16 protein-coding genes are annotated in these 18,171 nt (G+C 72.2%); 8 read left to right on the top strand and 8 right to left on the bottom strand.

Annotation, left to right across the window (positions count from 1 at the left end; translation table 11 throughout):
- Nucleotides 1–106: 106 nt before the first annotated feature.
- Nucleotides 107–784, bottom strand: a complete 678-nt coding sequence (locus J8M50_RS42305; RefSeq protein WP_010354669.1) for a uracil-DNA glycosylase — start codon at nucleotides 782–784, stop codon at nucleotides 107–109.
- 184 nt (nucleotides 785–968) lie between these two features.
- Between J8M50_RS42305 and J8M50_RS42300 the strand changes: the two genes are divergently transcribed.
- On the top strand, nucleotides 969–1,886 hold the full coding sequence (locus J8M50_RS42300) for a sirohydrochlorin chelatase (RefSeq protein WP_029183990.1): 918 nt from the start codon (nucleotides 969–971) through the stop codon (nucleotides 1,884–1,886).
- 159 nt (nucleotides 1,887–2,045) lie between these two features.
- Here J8M50_RS42300 and J8M50_RS42295 read toward each other — a convergent pair whose 3' ends face one another.
- On the bottom strand, nucleotides 2,046–3,308 hold the full coding sequence (locus J8M50_RS42295; RefSeq protein WP_010354671.1) for an FUSC family protein: 1,263 nt from the start codon (nucleotides 3,306–3,308) through the stop codon (nucleotides 2,046–2,048).
- A gap of 249 nt (nucleotides 3,309–3,557) precedes the next feature.
- Between J8M50_RS42295 and prcB the strand changes: the two genes are divergently transcribed.
- The 3 genes from prcB (at nucleotide 3,558) to J8M50_RS42280 (ending at nucleotide 7,602) form a co-directional block, all read left to right on the top strand.
- Nucleotides 3,558–4,397 (top strand): proteasome subunit beta, encoded by an 840-nt coding sequence (prcB, locus tag J8M50_RS42290; protein WP_010354672.1) that lies wholly within the window; start codon nucleotides 3,558–3,560, stop codon nucleotides 4,395–4,397.
- A 120-nt stretch (nucleotides 4,398–4,517) separates the two neighbouring features.
- Nucleotides 4,518–4,994 carry an Lrp/AsnC family transcriptional regulator gene (locus J8M50_RS42285; protein WP_010354673.1) on the top strand — a complete coding sequence of 159 codons (477 nt, stop codon included), beginning with the start codon at nucleotides 4,518–4,520 and terminating at the stop codon, nucleotides 4,992–4,994.
- A 121-nt stretch (nucleotides 4,995–5,115) separates the two neighbouring features.
- Entirely contained in the window at nucleotides 5,116–7,602 is a 2,487-nt protein-coding gene (locus J8M50_RS42280) for a beta-L-arabinofuranosidase domain-containing protein (RefSeq protein WP_010354674.1), read from the top strand.
- 74 nt (nucleotides 7,603–7,676) lie between these two features.
- On the opposite strand, the gene J8M50_RS42275 is transcribed toward J8M50_RS42280, so the two are convergent.
- Nucleotides 7,677–8,402 carry a LysR family substrate-binding domain-containing protein gene (locus tag J8M50_RS42275; protein WP_010354675.1) on the bottom strand — a complete coding sequence of 242 codons (726 nt, stop codon included), beginning with the start codon at nucleotides 8,400–8,402 and terminating at the stop codon, nucleotides 7,677–7,679.
- A gap of 57 nt (nucleotides 8,403–8,459) precedes the next feature.
- On the opposite strand from J8M50_RS42275, the gene J8M50_RS42270 reads away from it, so the two are divergent.
- Together J8M50_RS42270 and J8M50_RS42265 are read left to right on the top strand one after the other, a co-directional pair.
- Nucleotides 8,460–8,858 (top strand): DUF5997 family protein, encoded by a 399-nt coding sequence (locus J8M50_RS42270; RefSeq protein ID WP_010354676.1) that lies wholly within the window; start codon nucleotides 8,460–8,462, stop codon nucleotides 8,856–8,858.
- Nucleotides 8,859–8,952: 94 nt separating this feature from the next.
- Nucleotides 8,953–10,287 (top strand): right-handed parallel beta-helix repeat-containing protein, encoded by a 1,335-nt coding sequence (locus tag J8M50_RS42265; protein WP_223786424.1) that lies wholly within the window; start codon nucleotides 8,953–8,955, stop codon nucleotides 10,285–10,287.
- A gap of 49 nt (nucleotides 10,288–10,336) precedes the next feature.
- On the opposite strand, the gene J8M50_RS42260 is transcribed toward J8M50_RS42265, so the two are convergent.
- Complete coding sequence (locus J8M50_RS42260) at nucleotides 10,337–11,098, bottom strand: hypothetical protein (RefSeq protein ID WP_223786423.1); 762 nt, start codon at nucleotides 11,096–11,098, stop codon at nucleotides 10,337–10,339.
- Between the two features lie 447 nt (nucleotides 11,099–11,545).
- Between J8M50_RS42260 and J8M50_RS42255 the strand changes: the two genes are divergently transcribed.
- A complete protein-coding gene (locus J8M50_RS42255; protein ID WP_029184760.1) occupies nucleotides 11,546–11,935 on the top strand; it encodes a cold-shock protein in 390 nt (129 codons plus the stop codon).
- Between the two features lie 68 nt (nucleotides 11,936–12,003).
- Here the strand turns inward: J8M50_RS42255 and J8M50_RS42250 are convergent, their stop codons facing one another.
- Nucleotides 12,004–13,353 carry a hypothetical protein gene (locus J8M50_RS42250; protein ID WP_010361115.1) on the bottom strand — a complete coding sequence of 450 codons (1,350 nt, stop codon included), beginning with the start codon at nucleotides 13,351–13,353 and terminating at the stop codon, nucleotides 12,004–12,006.
- 160 nt (nucleotides 13,354–13,513) lie between these two features.
- On the opposite strand from J8M50_RS42250, the gene J8M50_RS42245 reads away from it, so the two are divergent.
- Nucleotides 13,514–14,077, top strand: a complete 564-nt coding sequence (locus J8M50_RS42245; protein WP_010361114.1) for an MBL fold metallo-hydrolase — start codon at nucleotides 13,514–13,516, stop codon at nucleotides 14,075–14,077.
- A 6-nt stretch (nucleotides 14,078–14,083) separates the two neighbouring features.
- Here J8M50_RS42245 and J8M50_RS42240 read toward each other — a convergent pair whose 3' ends face one another.
- From J8M50_RS42240 to J8M50_RS42230, 3 genes are all read right to left on the bottom strand, one after another.
- Complete coding sequence (locus J8M50_RS42240) at nucleotides 14,084–16,015, bottom strand: ATP-binding protein (RefSeq protein WP_223786422.1); 1,932 nt, start codon at nucleotides 16,013–16,015, stop codon at nucleotides 14,084–14,086.
- 187 nt (nucleotides 16,016–16,202) lie between these two features.
- Nucleotides 16,203–16,883 (bottom strand): response regulator transcription factor, encoded by a 681-nt coding sequence (locus tag J8M50_RS42235; RefSeq protein ID WP_010353486.1) that lies wholly within the window; start codon nucleotides 16,881–16,883, stop codon nucleotides 16,203–16,205.
- The gene (locus tag J8M50_RS42230; protein ID WP_010353487.1) at nucleotides 16,880–18,052 is read right to left on the bottom strand and encodes a sensor histidine kinase; all 1,173 of its coding nucleotides are present in this window, start codon (nucleotides 18,050–18,052) and stop codon (nucleotides 16,880–16,882) included. The genes J8M50_RS42235 and J8M50_RS42230 overlap by 4 nt, the downstream gene beginning before the upstream one ends.
- Between the last annotated feature and the right edge of the window lie 119 nt (nucleotides 18,053–18,171).

Raw genomic sequence — 18,171 nt, 5'->3', positions numbered from 1 at the left:
ACGTCGAACCGATTCGCCTGATTCCACCGGCATATGAACCACCGGAGCGGCACCCTGCGCACCGCTCCGGTGGACGAGATCTTTGCGGACCCACCCGCGCCACCGCTTACGGCAAGCGCCAGTCCACCGGCTCCGCGCCCTGCTGCGCCAGCAGTTCGTTGGCGCGGCTGAAGGGGCGGGAGCCGAAGAAGCCTCGGTCTGCGGACATCGGGGAGGGGTGCGCCGACTCGATCGCCGGCAACTGGCCCAGCAGGGGGCGCAGGTTGCGGGCGTCGCGGCCCCACAGGATCGACACGAGCGGCTTTCCGCGCGCCGCCAGCGCCCGTATCGCCTGCTCCGTGACCGCCTCCCAGCCCTTGTCCCGGTGCGCGCCCGGCTTGCGGGGAGCGGTCGTGAGGGCCCTGTTGAGCAGCAGTACGCCCTGCCGCGTCCACGGCGTCAGGTCACCGTTCGACGGCCTGGGCAGCCCCAGGTCGGTGTTCATCTCCCGGAAGATGTTCTCCAGGCTCCCCGGCAGCGACCGCACCTCGGGCGAGACCGCGAAGCTCAGCCCGATCGCCATCCCCGGCGTGGGATAGGGGTCCTGTCCGACGATCAGGACCCGGACGTCGTCGAAGGGCTGCTGGAAGGCCCGCAGGACGTTCGCCCCGGACGGGAGGTAGGTCCGGCCCGCCGCTATCTCGGCCCGGAGGAAGTCCCCCATCTCCGCGATGCGTCCGGCCACGGGGTCGAGAGCCTTCGCCCAGCCGTCTTCAACAAGTTCATGCAAAGGTCGTGGTGCCACAACGCGTCACCCTACGGCGTCGGATCGTCGGCGGTCGAGTGCGGCCCGACCAGGACAAGTCACCCAAAAATCATGCTGATCACGTCTGATCCGCACGTAACTCATCAGACAAAACAGGACGGATACCGCTCACCCTCACCCTCCCCGAACGGAGGAACCCGGGAAACCAGTAACATGCGGCGCCATGAGTTCCCCCACTGGGCCCGCGTCCGGCCTGCCAGTACGAATGCCGCGCCCCCGACAGCCCGGTCGGCACCGCCGACCCGAGCCTCTGGCGGCTCCCGAGGGCGCACCCGCGCTCGTCCTCGCGGTGCCGGGTACGCCCGGCGAAGCCACCCGGGGCCTCGCCGAGGAGATCGTGAGCATCGCCCGCTCCGAACTCCCCGGCCTCGACGCGCGCATCGGGTACCTGGACGGGGACGACACCGAGTACCCGACCCTCCAGGCGATCCTCGCGCACGCCTCCGACGAGCGCGCGGCGCGGTACGAGCAGGCGCTGGCCGCCGGGCACGACGTCAAGCAGCCCGACGGGCCCGTCGCCGTCGTCGTACCGCTGCTGGCCGGGCCGGACAGCGCGCTGCTGCGGCAGGTTCGGCAGGCCGTCATGGAGAGCAAGGTCGCGGCCGATCTGACCGACGTCCTCGGTCCGCACCCGCTGCTCGCCGAGGCGCTGCACGTCCGCCTCTCCGAGGCGGGGCTCGCGCGCGCGGACCGGGCTCGGCTGTTCACCGTCGCCACCGCTGCGGACGGGATCATCCTCGCGTCCGTCGGGGGCGACGAGGCTGTGCAGGCCGCCGGGATCACCGGGATGCTGCTCGCTGCGCGGCTTGCGGTGCCGGTGATGGCCGCGGCGCTGGACCAGGAAGGGGCCGTGGCTTCCGTCGCCGAGCAGTTGCGGGCGTCGGGGTCTCAGCAGCTTGCTCTCGCGCCGTATCTCATCGGGCCCGAGATCGACTCCGTCGTGGTGGAGGAGGCGGCCAAGGAGGTGGACTGCGCGGCTGCGGAGGCGCTGGGGCCGTATCCGGCTATCGGGAAGCTGGCGTTGGCCAAGTACACGACTGCGCTGGGGATCTCGCCTCAGCAGGCACCTGCGGTGCGCTAGCGCTGGCCTTGGCAGACAGGACGCGGTACGTCCGGAGGGTCCGCTTCCCTTGTGGGGGTGGGCCCTTCGCCTATTGGGGTGCCAGTACGGGTTGTTCGGCGGGTGCGGGTGCTTCGTGGTTGTTCGCGCAGTTCCCCGCGCCCCTAAAAAACTTCGTCCTCAGCGAGTTAGTAGTCCTGCCAATGCCTGCTCCGCCTCTTGCAGGTGCGCCGATGGTGTGCCGTTCGTCGACGTGCGGATTTCCCTTGCACACGTGTCCAGCAGCGTCAGGGCCTGGTGTGCCCTCGCCTTGCGTTCCCTTAGTGGGTTCAGCGGGTGGATCAAGGGAGCTACCGCCTGGCGGACCCTTGGCAGTAGCGCTTCCAGTTCCGCCGTCCTCCCTGCGTGCACCGCCTGTAGCGTCCGGTGGATCCATGCGTCCGTCACCATGTTCGTCGTGTTGGGGAGGACGAAGACCACTGCCAGGGCTGCGGCCAGGGCGCCCAGGCCCGTTTCCGCCAGGCGGAGGGCCAGGAGTGACGGTGTCAGGACGCCCAGGACTCCGTACAGGAGTTCCACCAGCATCGTCACCCACAGCATCATCCACGTGTACGACACCGCCGCCGTGTAGAAGATGCCGAAGACCGCCGCCGTCAGGCCGATCGCCGTGGGGACCGGGGCGCCGTTCAGGGGGACGGCTATCAGGAGGCCCACGGCGATGCCCACCACCGTGCCCAGGACCCGGCGGAAGCCGCGTACCAGGGTTTCGCCTCGTGACGTCGTGTTGACGAAGATCCACCAGGTCGCGCCGACGGCCCAGTACCAGCGGTCGGGGGAGAGTGCCTGGCCGGCGAGGAGGGCGAGGGTGGCGGCGGTGGTCGCCTGGACGGCCTGGCGGGAGGTGACGCGGGTCAGGGCGGGGACGGTCACGGCGGGGGGTGTGGGGAGGCCGCGTTCGTAGCACCACAGGCCGAAGCGGACGGTGGCGGCGACCAGCAGGGAGAGCAGGACGGCGGCGTACAGCTCGGGCAGGTGCGCCGGGGTCGTGCCGAGGACCAGGGTCACGAAGAAGGCCATGAACGCGAAGACGCCGAGGGCGTGGCCGCGCGGACCCCAGCGGCGGGCGTACACACCTGCGCCGATGATCGCGAGGAAGGCGAGGCCGCGCGCGAGAACGTGGTCGTGGACCTCCGCCGCGAGCGCGAAGACCGGGAGCCCTACGGCGGGCAGCAGCGCGGTCGTGACGGCCTGGCCCCGTACGGTCGCGTCCGTCACGGTGAACAGGGCGAGGACGGCCGCGAGGCCGCCCGTGACGGCGGCGACGAGGGAGTGCCCGGCGACGGCGCAGGCCACGACGGCGAGGCCGACGCCGAGGACGGCCCGGGAGGCGGCGCGCAGCCTCAGCCGGCCCGGGTCGGGAGCCGTGAACACCTTCCTCAGCATCTGCCGCCCACCCCTTGCATCTCTTCCGGCACGAGAAAGGCGCCGCGGGTCTCCGCAGCGCCATTGACGCGATTATCAGACCATCTACGGCCCTTCTGGCTCAAGTGCCCTCGGATTGAGTGGTCCATTGGCTCAGCCAATTCGGCCTCCCATGGTCCAGTGCCGGGCCAACGGACCATCCGCGCGCCCGGCGCATACGCGGGCGGCCCGTCGGGTAGGCCGATCACGACCCGACAGAAAGGGAGCCCCATGAGCCACCAGCAGGGCGGCGCGCTGCCGTCCGCGTTCACGGCCACCGGATCGTCGTCCTTCCTCGACTTCCTCGGCGCCCAGGCCCCCGAGCTGCTGCCGTCGCGCCGCACGCTCCCGCAGATTCCCGGTTTCGAGGCGCCGCACGGTACGACGATCGTCGCGGCGACGTACGCGGACGGCGTGCTCCTCGCGGGCGACCGGCGGGCCACGATGGGGAACGTGATCGCCAACCGCGAGGTCGACAAGGTGTTCGCGGCCGACGAGTACTCGGCGGTGGCGATCGCGGGCACGCTCGGCTTCGCGATCGAGCTGGTCCGGCTCTTCCAACTGGAGCTGGAGCACTACGAGAAGATCGAGGGCACCGCCCTGTCTCTGGACGGCAAGGCGAACCGTCTGACGACGATGGTGCGCGGCAACCTGGGCATGGCCATGCAGGGCCTCGCGGTGGTGCCGGTCTTCGCCGGGTACGACGTGGACCGGGGCGAGGGCCGCATCTTCACGTACGACGTGACGGGCGGCCGGTCCGAGGAGTCCTCGGGGTTCGCGGCGACCGGGTCGGGCTCGGTGTACGCGCGCGGCTCGCTGAAGAAGCTGTACCGGCCGGGGATGAGCGAGGCGGACGCGGTCACGGCGGTCGTGCAGGCGCTGTACGACGCGGCCGACGACGACTCGGCGACCGGCGGCCCCGACCTCTCGCGCCGCCTGTTCCCGCTGGTCTCGCTGGTGACGGCGGACGGGTTCCGGCTGCTGGAGGCGGCGGAGGTCGCGGAGGTGTCGCGGACGGTGGTGGAGGGCCGCAGGGACGCGCCGGACGGGCCTCGGGCGCCGGTGCTGTGAGGTGGTGGGGCGGCGGGCGTTCGTGGGGGCGCCTCGGTGCAGCGCGCTCACCACAGGCCCCCGCACTGGGCCATTGGTACAGTCACCGGTGATCATCAGCGCACCGGGAAGGCCGACGGCATGGCGGTGGACGAGCTCGACACCCGCATCCTGCGGCTGCTGCTGGAGCAGCCGCGCACCAGCGTGCGCGAGTACGCGCGGATCCTCGGCGTCGCCCGGGGCACGCTCCAGGCCCGCCTGGACCGGCTGGAGCGCGACGGGGTGATCACCGGTACGGGCCCGTCCCTCTCCCCCGGCGCGCTCGGCCACCCCGTGCTCGCGTTCGTGCACATCGAGGTCACGCAGGGCCACCTCGACGACGTCGGCGAGGCGCTGGCCGCCGTACCGGAGATCGTCGAGGCGTTCTCGATCACGGGCGGCGGGGATCTGCTGACGCGGGTGGTGGCGCGGGACAACCTCCATCTGGAGGACGTCATCCAGAAGCTGATCAGCGTGCCGGGGGTGGTGCGTACGCGGACGGAGGTCGCGTTGCGCGAGAGGGTGCCGTACCGGTTGCTGCCGCTGGTGGAGTCGGTGGGGCGGGCGGCGGCGAAGTAACCGTCGAAACTTCCGCACCGGGCAGTTCTGTTGACGTGCCGCTGCCCCCTGCCTATCTTCTGGACGACTTCTCGAACGGCACCCGAAATCTCGAACGCCCCTCACCCTCCTCAGGAGCGCGATGACCGCCGCCCGGCCCCTGCTCCCCCTCCCGCTGGACAAGGTCTCTCTGGGCCCCGGACTCCTCGCGGACAAGCGGCAGTTGATGCTGGACCACGCGCGCGGGTACGACGTGAACCGGCTGCTCCAGGTGTTCCGCGCGAACGCCGGTCTCGCCACGCTCGGCGCGGTCGCCCCCGGCGGCTGGGAGGGCCTCGACGGCGAGGCGAACGGGAATCTGCGCGGCCACTACACGGGCCACTTCCTGACGATGCTGTCCCAGGCGTACGCGAGCACCGGGGACGAGGTCTACGCGGAGAAGATCCGCACGATCGTCGGCGCCCTGACGGAGTCCCGCGAGGCGCTGCGCCGCGCACCCCAAGTGCTCAGCGTGCAGGGCAGGTTCGGGACGGCCGCCGAGAACGTGCGGGGTTCCTACCAGTACGTCGAACTCCCCGCCCAAGTCCTGGGCGACGCCTCCTCGGTGACGCTCGCGGCGTGGATCAGGCCGACGCACGAGGGGAGTTGGGCCCGCGTCTTCGACTTCGGCGACGACACGACGCGCTACCTCTATCTCGCGGCCCGCAACGCCGCCGGCGTACCCCGGTTCGCGATCACCACGAGCGGGGCCGGTGGCGAGCAGGGCATCGACGGTACGGCCGCGCTGCCGCTGGACCGGTGGAGCCATCTCGCGGTGACGATCGGCGGCGGGGTCGGCACGCTGTACGTCAACGGGCAGGCGGTGGGCCGGAGTTCGGCGCTGACCCTGACCCCGGCCGCGCTCGGGACGCTCGCCAACAACTGGCTGGGGCGGTCCAACTACTCCGGTGATCCCGTGTTCGCGGGGGCCTTCGGCGGGTTCGACGTGTGGTCGCGGGCGCTGACCGCCGCCGAGATCACGGGACTTCAGAGCGGCAGAGGTTCAGGAGACCTTGCCTCGTACCGATGTGACGAGACGTCAGGCAGTACGTTCGCCGACTCCTCGGGGCGTGGTCTCACCGCGACCCTGCGGCGGACCTGGGGCTCCCCCAGCCATGCCGGGTTCCTCGCGGCGTATCCCGAGACGCAGTTCATCCAGCTGGAGTCGATGACCGCGAGCGACTACTCGAAGGTGTGGGCGCCGTACTACACGGCCCACAAGATCCTGCGCGGGCTGCTCGACGCGTACGCCGCGACCGGGGACGCGCGGGCGCTCGACCTCGCGGGCGGGATGGCCGACTGGATGCACTCCCGGCTGTCGAAGCTGCCCGGGGCGACGCTCCAGCGGATGTGGGGGCTGTTCTCCAGCGGTGAGTTCGGGGGGATCGTCGAGGCGCTGTGCGATCTGTACGACCTGACGGGCAAGGGTGAACACCTCGCGCTGGCGCGGCTGTTCGACCTCGACCGGCTCATCGACGCGTGCGCCGCGAACACCGACGTCCTCGACGGGCTGCACGCCAACCAGCACATCCCGATCTTCACCGGGTACCTGCGGTTGTACGACGCGACCGGCGAGGAGCGGTACCTGGCCGCCGCGCGGAACTTCTGGGACATGGTCGTACCGCATCGCATGTACTCCATCGGCGGGACCAGCGATGCGGAGTTCTGGCGGGCGCGGGATGTTGTCGCCGGGGCCATCAGCGGTGCGTCGGCGGAGAGTTGCTGTGCGTACAACATGCTGAAGCTGAGCCGGGCGTTGTTCCTGCACGCGCAGGACGCGAAGTACATGGATTACTACGAGCGGGCCCTGTTCAATCAAGTGCTCGGGTCCAAGCGGGATGTCGCCGACGCGGAGAAGCCTCTCGTCACGTATTTCCTCGGGCTGAATCCTGGGCATGTGCGGGATTACACGCCCAAGCAGGGCACCACGTGCTGTGAGGGTACGGGGCTGGAGAGCGCCACGAAATACCAGGACACGGTGTATTTCGTTGCCGCCGACGGGAGTTCGCTGTACGTCAATCTCTTCTCGCCGTCCACGCTTGAGTGGGCGGCGAAGGGGGTTCGTGTCGTGCAGGACACGGCTTTCCCCTTCGAGCAGGGGACGACTCTCACGGTTCGCGGTGGCGGGCTGTTCGAGATGCGTTTGCGGGTGCCTGTGTGGGCCGTCGATGGGTTCCGGGTTTTCGTCAACGGGCAGGCGGTGAGCGGGAGTCCGATGCCGGGGAGTTACTTCGGGGTGTCTCGGGAGTGGCGGGACGGGGATGTGGTGCGGGTGGAGGTGCCGTTCCGGATGCGGGTGGAGCGGACGCCGGATGATTCGTCCGTGCAGGCGGTGTTCTACGGGCCGGTGAATCTCGTTGCGCGTAGTGCGTCCACGTCGTATCTTTCCGTCGCGCTTTACCGGAATTCCGCGTTGTCGGGGGATCTGGTGTCCTCGTTCACGGCGGTTGAGGGGAAGCCGCTGCACTTCTCTTTGGGCGGTGTGGAGTTCGCGCCGTTCTTCGAGGGCACTGCGGAGCCTTCGCATGTGTATGTGCAGGTTGCCGATCCCGTCAAGGGGGATGGGAGTTCACTCCTCGATGAGGTGTGAACTGGGGATGGCGAGGTGATCCCCGCACCCCTAAAAGACTTGGGATCCCGCCGTCGTTTGCTTTCGGCCGTCGTTCACTTTCGGCGGCGGGGCTTCTGGGGTGCTGCTTTCCGTGCCGGTTTCCTGCCTGCGCTCGCCGCCTTCTTCGCCGGTGCTTTCTTCACCGGCGTCTTCTTCGGCTCCTCCTTGGTCCTGCCCCTCGTGCTGTTCACCGTCCGGCCCCGTACCACCCCGATGAAGTCGTCCACCAGGTCCGTCGTCGCCTCCTCCGGCCAGGAGAGGGCCACCGTCGACTGGGGGGCGTCCGTGATCGTGCGGTAGGTGAGGTCGCGGCGGTGGTGGAGGCGGGCCAGGGACTGGGGGGCGATGAGGACGCCGATGCCCGCTGCTACGAGGTCGATCGCGTCGGCCGTCGTCTCGGGGCGTTCGAAGGCCGGTTCGCCGGGGGGCTGGTCCCAGTCGAAGACGTCGTCCTTCGGGTGGAGGACGGTTTCGTCGGCGAGGTCGGCGAGGGTGATCTCCTCGGCGGCCGTGAAGACGTGGTCCTTGGGGACGACGGCGACCGTCGTCTCCGTGTAGAGGGGGATCGCGCTGAACGTCGTCCGGTCGACGGGGAGCCGTACGAGGCCGGCGTCGGCCGTGCCGGAGCGCAGGGCGTCGGACACCTCGGTGGAGGTCACCTGGAGGAGGGCGAGGCGGACCCCGGGGTAGCGCTCGGTCCAGACGCGCGCCCACTTGGCGGGGGTCGCGCCGGGTACGTAGGCGAGCCGGAACGTGGGGGAATCCGCCGAGTCAGTCACGCCCCAAGGTTACCGGCTGTGTTCGGACCTCTGTCCGGCGGCGGATACCCTGGGCCCATGAAGTCGCACCAGACCGCCCAGACGATGAAGCCCGCCACCGCGGCGAAGAAGCTGGGCGTGTACCTCCCCGCCACCCCCGCCGAGTTCCAGGAGGGTGTCGTCTCCCGCGCCGAGCTGACCGAGCTCCAGGAGAACCCCCCGCAGTGGCTTCAGGACCTGCGACTGGACGGCCCGCACCCCCGCCCCGTGGTCGCCGCCCGCCTCGGCGTCTCGATCGCGGGCCTGGCCCGCGGCGGCGTCACCGACCCGCTGACCAGCGCCGAGATCGAGGCCCTGCGCGACGAGATGCCGTCCTGGCTGGAGAAGGAGCGCGCCACGCAGGCGGAGGTCCGCAAGGAGGCGGCGCGGCTCAAGAAGCGGGACGAGGAGCGCGCGGCGAAGGCGGACCAGGACTAGAACCGGGGGCTGAGGCGCCCCCGGTCCGAACCGGAGGCGTGTCGCGGGGCGTCGGTGCTGTCCGCCCGGGGCTCGGGGCGATAGATGTGCGTCCGTGCGAAATCTTCTCTTTCTTCCCGGTGTCCGGGCTCTCGCCCGCTGGTGTCTGACGGCCGTCGTCGCGGTGGGAGCCGTGGGATGTTCCGGGGGCGGTGACGAGGGCGCCCAGGGGGCCGGCAGCGGCGGTACGGCGGCTGTCGTCCGGGTGCCGCAGGACGCCTCGTCCGTGCGGCGGGCCGTCGAGATGGTGCGGGACGGCGGGCTGGTGCTCGTGTCGCCGGGCGTGTACCGGGAGTCCGTGACCGTCGCCAAGCCGCGTGTCGTGCTGCGGGGGACCGACCGCAACCGGGTCGTGATCGACGGCGAGTTCAAGCGGGCCAATGGCGTCACCGTGACCGGCGCGGAGGCCGTCGTCGAGAACCTCACCGTCCGCAACCACCTGGCGAACGGCGTCCTGTTCACCGGTGTGACCGACGAGCGGCTCCAGGCGGGCCGGGCCGGGGGTTCGGCGTACGACCCGCTGGACACGGCCAAGTTCCCGCCGCTGCGCGGGTTCCGGGCGTCGTACGTGACCGCGTACAACAACGCCCTGTACGGGATCTACGCGTTCGACGCGCGCGCGGGGATCATCGAGCGGTCGTACGCGTCGGGGCAGGCGGACTCGGGGATCTACGTCGGCCAGTGCCGGCCGTGCGACACGGTCGTGCGGGACAACGTGGTCGAGCACAACGCGGTCGGCCTGGAGGTCACGAACGCCTCGGAGCGGCTGTACCTGCTGGGCAACCGGGCGTCCCGCAACCGGGTCGGGCTGACCCTCAACTCCAACGACCTGGAGGCGCTGGGCCCGCAGCACGGCGCGGTCGTCGCGGGGAACGCGTTCACGGACAACAACGACCCGCGCAGCCCGGAGCAGGCGGACGGCGGTTTCGGCATCGGTATCGGCTCGGGCGGCGGCCGGGAGAACGTCGTGGAGCGCAACCTCGTCACCGGGAACCGGGCGGCCGGGGTGGTGCTCGCGGACGTCCAGGGGTATCCGGCGCGCGACAACACGGTGCGCGACAACCGCGTGTCGGGCAACGGCGCGGACCTGGTGCTGGCGACGGGGAACGCGGGCGGCAACTGCTTCGTGCGCAACGGGGAGGCGCGGCGCAGCCCGGAGCTGCTGCCGGGGCGGGACGGGTGCGGGGCTCCGGCGCCGGACGCGTCCGGGCCGACGGGCCGCGCGCTGGGGGCGGTACCGGTCGTCGCGGCGCCTCCGGGCGTCTCGTTCCAGGACGCGCCCGCGCCGCCCGCCCAGCCGAACCTGCCGGACGCGCCGAGCGCACCCGCGCGGGCGGCGACGGGGCTGCCGGGGCGGGTGGACGTACGGGCGTACCGGGTGCCGTCGTAGGTGATCGCGGATGTTCGGAACGCGGCTCCCTCAGGGGGCCGCGTTCCGGTCATTTTCCGTCCCACGGCCCCTGGGGGACGCTCCCCCGCACCCGCTCCCCCGTCAGGTCGAGCGTCACCGTCCGCGCGTCCCCCACGCGCGCGGACACGCGCCGTAGGGCTCCCTCCGCGTCGACCCAGTACGTGACGGGTGAACGCCCGGTGAGGGGGCGGCCGGTGGCGGCGGGGCGCGGGCGGGGGCCGGCGAGGACGTCGTAGGCGCGGCCGTCGATGGTGTCCTCGCGCAGGTGCAGGGGTCCGGACTGGGCGAGGAGCTGGGCGTTGTCGGGGCGGTCGGCGGCGAGGGAGAGGGCGAGCTGGAGGGCGGTGTCGAGGGGGGCGCGGCCGTAGGGGCGGCGGTCCCAGGAGGCGGTGTTGAGGCGGGCGGCCTCCAGCAGGGCGTCCCCGCGCGGGGCGTCCCCGGTGGACGCCTTCGCGGCCGGCCCGCCGTACGTGCCGCGTTTCGCGACCGCCAGCCCCTCGGGGCTCCAGGCGAGCAGCCTCGGGGCGCCGTCCGTGGCGTACCAGCCGACCGCGCGGTGCGCGCGGTGGTCGACGACGGCGTGCACCTCGGTGGTCCCGCCGGGCGCGGCGATCCGCAGGTCCATCGCCGCCGTACCGGCCTGGTACGTCCTGAAGCGCGCCAGGGCCAGCCGCTGGGCCTCGTCGGCGGTGAGGGGCCGCTCGGTGTCGGCGGGGCCCGCGCAGGCCGTCAGGAGGGCGCTCAGGGCGAGCGCGGCGAGGGGGAGCCGGGAGAGTCGTCGTGTCCGCATGGCAGGTCTCTATACGGCCCCGCCGGCGCCGTGTCCGTCAGCCGCGCGGTCCGGTCACCCACCCGGGCCCCGTCGATGTGCCGGACATCACAGGGCGGGCGGTTGTGCAACGGGCACAGGGTGTCTCGCGCGACGGATCCGCACCTCATACGGGTGAACCGCCGTTCCCGCGGCCCGCACGCGTGAACTCTCCGTGAGGGGACTCCGGTTGGCGGCGCTGCGGCTCGTCCGGATTCGTCCGCCGACCGGTGCCGGAGGGCGGGCCGGGGCCGTACGCTTAGTGGGTGGCGGGGCGATCCGTTTCCCGCCGTGCAGAGCGTGACCGAGTCGTCGACCACCCCGTATCGCGCACAGTGAACGCCCGGGAGTCGCCCTCAGGGGCCCGCCTTGGTTACGATCTGCCACAAGTTCACCGGAGTGGGTGTTTCGAGGCTGTTGGGGGTCGGGATGGTTGCCGGTCGTGTGGTGCGCTTCGACAGCGCGCGGGGTTATGGATTCATTTCTCCCGATGACGGCGGGGAAGATGTCTTCCTGCACGTCAATGACATGTTGATGCCTGAATCGCAGATCCGCCGCGGCGTTGCCGTGGAGTTCGAGATCGAGGACGGCGAACGCGGTCCGAAGGCGTCCGACGTGCGGCTCGCACGCGGCGCGGACGGAAAGCCGCTGACGCCGGACGACGACGTCCTGTGCGACGTGCTGAACACCGAGGAGTTCACCCGGGAGGTGACGGAGACGCTGCTGTCCTCCGCCGCTTCGCTCACGGGCGAGCAGATCCTCCAGGTGCGTCAGGGCCTCGCGCAGTTCGCCAAGCATCACGGCTGGGTCGAGGGCTGATCCGGCAGGCTTGAGGGGCGGGCGATGAGATCATCGCCCGCCCCTCAGTCATGTCCCGGTACGGTCCGTCACCTGCCGACCGTCAGCGTGGCGGGCCGGTACGGGAGGTAGGCGGCGCCGTCGAGGCCGAGGGCGGTGGCCGAGGTCTGGAGCGCGGCGGCGGTCGCGGAGGCACCCCAACGGCCGCTGTCGACACGGTCCTCCAGCGCGTGCAGGGCGGCCACGGTCTCCGCTGTGGTGAAGGCGCAGTGCCCCTGCCGGTCGACGTACGCCTGGCGCAGGAGCGCGCCGTCACCCGCCGCGCGTACGCGCGCGCCGAAGCGGCTCTCCTGTTCGACGGGCACGAGGTTGTCGGCGATCGTGTGCACGTTCAGCAGTGGTACGGCGAGGCTCTGGCCGGCCGACGAGGTGCGCGCGGCCGTGCGGACGGCGGCCGGGTCGGCGGTGATGTCCGCGCGCGCGGTGAGCCGGGCGAGGTCGGCGCGCAGGTCGAGTCCGGCGGCCCGGTACAGGGCGTGGACCTGGGGCGCGTGGACGGAACCGGCGAGCAGCCGGTCGTAGCGGACGCCCTTGGTCCAGGAGTTGTTGCCGCCCACGGACTGCTCGATCGCGTAGCGGCCCCCCTCGACGAAGGACAGGATGCCCTGGGCGAACCAGGCGTACTGCTGCTCCTGCTGGGCGGCCCAGTCGGTGGGGGCGGGCTTGTCCTCGCCGGGCGCCCACGCGGGGAGGTTGAGGAAGGCGGCGGCGAGGGCGACGCGCGCACGGCCCTCGGGGGTCTTCTGGGCGGCGTTGACGGCGTCGGTGAGGCGCTGGGCGGTGGTGGCGGCCTCGGCGGCGGAGGTGAAGCCGACGAGCTTCACGTCCTCGCCGGGCAGCAGGAGGCTCGCGATCGTGTACTCGGCGTCGAGCTGGTAGTTGTCGAGGTCGGTGGCGCCGGTGACCAGGCTGCACAGGCCGAGGGCGCCGTCGATGCGTCCGGCGCCGTCGCGGGTCATCTGGGCGTTGACGAGGCCGCCCATGGACTGGCCGACGCCGAGCACGCGCGTGGGACGGCCGATCTCGGCGGTGACCGCGTCGATCGTCTGGAACTGGTCGCGTTCCGCGCTCTCCAGGGCCCACATCGAGCCGTTCGGGTCGTACGACGATCCCGCGAGCGCGTACCCGCGCGCGAGGAGGTCGAGGCGGACGGCCTCGGAGGGGGCGTTGCGGGCGACGAGCCCGCTGAAGCCGTGGCTGAAGATCAGCAGGGTGCCGTTCCAGGCGGCGGGGACGTCGGCGATCCAGGTGGCGCCGTCGGCGAGGGTACCGGTGAGGCGGGCCGGGGCCGGGGTGTCCGCGTGCGCGGGCGGGGCGGCGAGGACGGCGGCGAGGCTGAGCGTTAAGGCTGTCAGGGCGGTACGGGGGCGGGTTCGCATGGGTCGTGGGCTCCTGTCAGGGGGAAGGGGGAGCGCACGGAATCTAGGGCTGTTTTCTCATCGTCGTCAATGATTTGCACAACATCGACTGCCCCGGGGGATCACTTCCGGCCCACGCACACCCCTGTGCGCCGGGGCATCCGGCGGCTAGGGTTCCGAAATGAGCGCCACCTTCCGCATCCTGACGTCCGGTTACGTCGGACCGCGCACCGCCAGCACGGTGAGCCTCGTGCGCGACGGCGAGACCGTGCTCGTCGTGGACCCGGGCATGGTCGCCGACCGGGGGCTGATCCTCGATCCGCTCGCCGCGGAGGGGCTCGGCCCCGCCCAGGTCACGGACGTCGTGTTCAGCCACCACCACCCCGACCACACGCTGAACGCGGCGCTGTTCCCGGTAGCCCGGTTCCACGACCACTGGGCGACCTACCAGAACGACGTGTGGACCGACCGGCCGGCCGACGGGCTCTTCCTGTCGCCGTCGGTCCGGCTCGCCGCGACGCCGGGGCACACGGCCGAGGACATCAGCACGCTGGTGGAGACGCGGGACGGGCTGGTCGTCTTCACGCACCTGTGGTGGAGCGCGGAGGGCCCGGTGGAGGACCCGTTCGCGGCCAGCGCCGATCTGCTGCACGAGTCGCGGGCGAAGGTACTGGCGATGGAACCCGCGCTGATCGTGCCGGGACACGGCGCCGCGTTCGTACCGGACGCGGGGACGCCCGCCTGAACCGCGTCAGTTCGCAGGCGAGGACGTGTTCACCGGCGCCTCCCGCACCCCCTCCGCCCCCGCCGGCACGAAGGCCCTGATCCCCCCGTCGCCCACTCGTCCGCACTCCACGTCCGCGATCAGGCGCAGGAGGGCCGCCGTGCCCTGGGGCGCGTCGATGTGGGTGTCGATCGTGGACAGGGCCCGGCGGGCGCGGTGCCAGGCCCGTGCGGGGTGGGTGGGGTGGTCGGTGACCGCCAGGGCGTAGCGGGAGAGGAGGGTGGACCAGGAGTCGGCGCCGGGGGTGCACAGGGCGCGGTGGGCGGTGCGGCGGGCCGCGCGGGGCGAGCGGTACGACTGGACGATCGCCAGGGCCGCGAGGCTGACCGGCGCTGCGGGGCCGCCGGGTGCGCCCGGCGGGATCAGGTCGGCGGCCTGCGCGAAGCAGGACTCGGCGACGCCGAGGGAGCCGTCCCGCCAGGCCAGTACGCCTTCGACGTGGGCGATCCGGCCGACCGTCGCGTCGTCGCCCGCGAGCACCGCGCCGGTCCAGGCGCGGCCGAGGAGTTCGCGGGCCGTCTCGGGGTCGGCGGTGCCGAGCCACGCCGTGAGCCACAGGGCGCGCGGGAGGAGCGGGCTGCCGGGTTCGGCCAGCGGCAGCAGCCGGCGCAGGTGGGCGCGGCCCTGCGCCGCGTGGCCGTGGACGGCCCACCAGAACCAGAGGTCGACGACGGTCTCCAGCGCGGCCTCGACGTGCCCGGGGCGGGCGTGCGCGTGCCGGACGAGGGCGGTGAGGTCGTCGTACTCCTCGCGGACGAGCCGGACCGCCTGGCGCTGCTGGCCGTTGGTCCAGAGGTTCTCCGCGACGGCCGCGACGCGGCGGTAGTGCAGGGCGTGCCGTTCGTACGCGACCGTCGACTCACCGGCCTCGCGCAGGCGTTCCGCGCCGAAGTCCCGGGCCGCGCGGGTCATCCGGTAGCGGGAGAGGCGTACGCCGCCGGGCTCGCCGAGGGTCTCCAGTACGCCCGATGCCGCCAACTGGGCGAGCATGCCCGGCACTTGGTGCGGTTCCACGCCCGCGCCGGAGCACACGAAGACCGCCGTGGCCTCCGTGAACGAGCCCGTGAAGACGCTCGCGCGAGCCCAGACCACCCTCGACTCCCGTTCGCACAGGCGGTATCCGGCGCCGACCGCGTCCCGCAGGGAACGGCGTCGGCGGGGGCCCGGGTGGGGGCCGGTGAGCCAGCACTGGTCGCGTTCCAGGCGTGCGGCGAGGTCGGTGACCGAGTGGCGGGTGAGCTGGCTGGCCGCGAGTTCGATGGCCAGGGGGACGCCTTCGAGGAGCCGGCAGATCCGCTGCGCCGCCGCCAGGTCGTCGCTGCGCAGTTCGTGTCCGGTCGCGGTGCGGGCACGGTCGAGGAACAGCTCCACGGCCGGGCCGCGCAGGCCCAACGTGCCGAGTTTCAGGACGTGTTCCTCGCCCAGGCCGAGGGCTCTGCGCGCGGTGACGAGGACCCTGAGGGTCGGTACGTCCATCAGGAGGCGCTGTACGAGGCCGACGCACTCGGTGTGGACGGGGTCCACGCCGTCGAGGACCAGGAGGGGGTGAGGGGCGGGGAGGGCGCGGAGAGCGGCCACGGGGTCGGGGCGGGCGGTCGCGTGAGCCGGTGAGTGCTCCGGCGTGCGCACCGCCCGCACCACCCGTTCCGCCAGCCTCCCCTCCCCGCTCTCCCCCACCCACACCACGGCACCCGACCCCGCCGCCGCCCGGGCCAGCCTGCTCTTCCCCACACCCGCCGCACCCGTCACCGTCACCAGGCGGCGCGCCGCGAGTGCCGCGCGCAGGTCCGCCAGTTCGGATGCGCGGCCGAGCAGCCTTCCGTCGACCGTTCGTCCGCGCCGGGGCGCGGGCAGGGTCCCGAGGGTGTCGGCACATGTCCACACGTTGTAACTCTCCATACCGTGACCTGCGTGTTCGCGAGCGGGACGGCAGCGAACCGGGGTCGGGAGCCGATCGGCGGCCCGGTTGCAGAACCGTCACTGCACTGTCGTCACGGACCCCAACGCGAGACCCTTGCGCCGGGTGGCGCCGCCACGGGTGGGATCACCTGTGCGGATGAACGGGGGAACAGGCGGACGGACCCGGTCACCTCCCCGGCGGCTTCGCCTCCACCAGCCCCGACTGGTAGGCGATGACGACCAGTTGGGCCCGGTCACGGGCGTGCAGCTTCGTCATCGCCCGCTGGATGTGGCTCCGGACGGTCAGGTGGCTCAGCACCAGCTGCTCGGCGATCTCCGCGTTGGACTTCCCGAGGGCCGCCAGCGACATGACCTCGCGTTCGCGGTCGGTCAGCGTGGTGAGGAGAGCCGGCGGGGCCAGGGCCTCGGCCGGGTCCGGGGTCGTGAGGAAGCGGGTGATCAGGGTGCGGGTCGCGGCGGGCGACAGGAGGGACTCGCCCGCCGCGACCGTACGGATGCCGGCGAGGAGGACGTCCGCGCCGACGTCCTTGCCCAGGAAGCCCCCCGCGCCCGCGCGCAGGGCCCGGGCCACGTTCTCGTCGTCCTCGAAGGTCGTGAGGATGAGGACGTGGGTGGCGGCGAGGGACTCGTCCGCGCAGATCTCCGCCGTGGCCGCGAGGCCGTCCGTGCCCGGCATGCGGATGTCCATGACGACGACGTCGGGGGCGTGTTCGCGGGTGAGGTCGACGGCTTCGCGGCCGTCCGCCGCCTCGGCGACGACGGTCATGCCGGGGTCGGAGTCGATGAGGATGCGGAAGGTGGCGCGCAGGAGCGCCTGGTCGTCGGCGAGCAGGACGCGCGTGGTCATGGGCCGTCGCCTTCGTCGGGGTCGCGGTGGTGCAGCGGGAGGGTGCAGGCGGCTTCGAACCCGCCGTCGGGCCGCCGTCCGGCGTGGAAGGTGCCGCCGACGGAGAGGGCGCGTTCGCGCATGCCGATGAGGCCGTAGCCGTGCCCGCCGCGCGGCCGTACGGCGCCGGGGGCGTTGCGCACGGTCAGGGTCAAGTACCGGTCGGTGTACGCGAGTCGCACCTCCGCCTCGGGGACGGCCGCGTGCTTGGTGACGTTGGTGAGGGCCTCCTGCGCGATGCGGTACGCGGTGAGGTCGACGGCGGGCGACAGGTCCCGCGCGATGCCGTCGACGACGACACTCACCGTGACGCCCGCCGCCGCGCAGGACGCCGTCAGCTCGGGCAGGCGGGCGAGGCCCGGTGCCGGTGCGAGGTTCTCGTCGTCGGAGGTCTGGCGCAGGACGCTGACGGTCGCCTTCAGCTCGCGCAGCGCGGAGGCCGTCGTACCGGACAGCTGGTCGAGGATCGCGAACGCCTGCTCGGGGTTGCTGCGCTTGAGGTGCGCGGCGGTGCTGGCCTGCGCGTTCGCGAGGGCGAGGTGGTGCGCGACGACGTCGTGGAGTTCGCGGGCGATGCGCATCCGCTCCTCTATGACCCGCCGGTGGGCCTCCTCCTCGCGCGCGCGTACGGCCTGTTCGGCGCGGGAGGCGGCCAGCGCGCGGCGGACCTGTACGTAGCTGCCGAACGCGACCGGCAGCAGCGCCCAGGCGACGGGGTTGACGACGGTGAGGAAGAACTCGTGGTTGCGCAGGGTCAGCGCGATCCCGGCGGCCGTCATGCCGAGCCCGGAGATCTGGGCGGCGATCCGCCGGGTCCTGGCGTCCTCGCGGGTGCCCACGGAGTAGAGCGCGACGGTCAGCGGGGCCGCGAGGAACGGCGTGACCAGCATCCCCAGCAGGCCCTGGCCCATCGCGCACAGCGTGGTGAGCGTGACGACCGCGAGGGGCCGCTGGTGGCGCCACGGGAGGGTCACCCCGCCGACGGTCGCCAGGATCGCGGCGGGCAACAGGTACCCCTCCCCGAACCGCCACCCGGCGCTCAGCACGGCACCGGTGACGCCGGAGGCGATGGCCAGCGCCATCAGCCAGACGTCGGCGGTGGGCGCGTGCGGGCGCCGGGGGGTGTTCACGAGAGGGCTCCGGGGTGGGACGGTCGGCCGGGGATCATGCTGTCAGACGGAGACGGTACGAGAGCCGGCCCGTACGGCCGCCGAGGCTCGGCGCATCGGGAATCGCGAACCTCAGCACC

Source organism: Streptomyces acidiscabies (genome assembly GCF_020010905.1).
Lineage (GTDB): Bacteria > Actinomycetota > Actinomycetes > Streptomycetales > Streptomycetaceae > Streptomyces > Streptomyces acidiscabies.
Note: the sequence above shows the minus strand (reverse complement) of the source record. Positions and strands in the feature narration are given on the sequence as shown.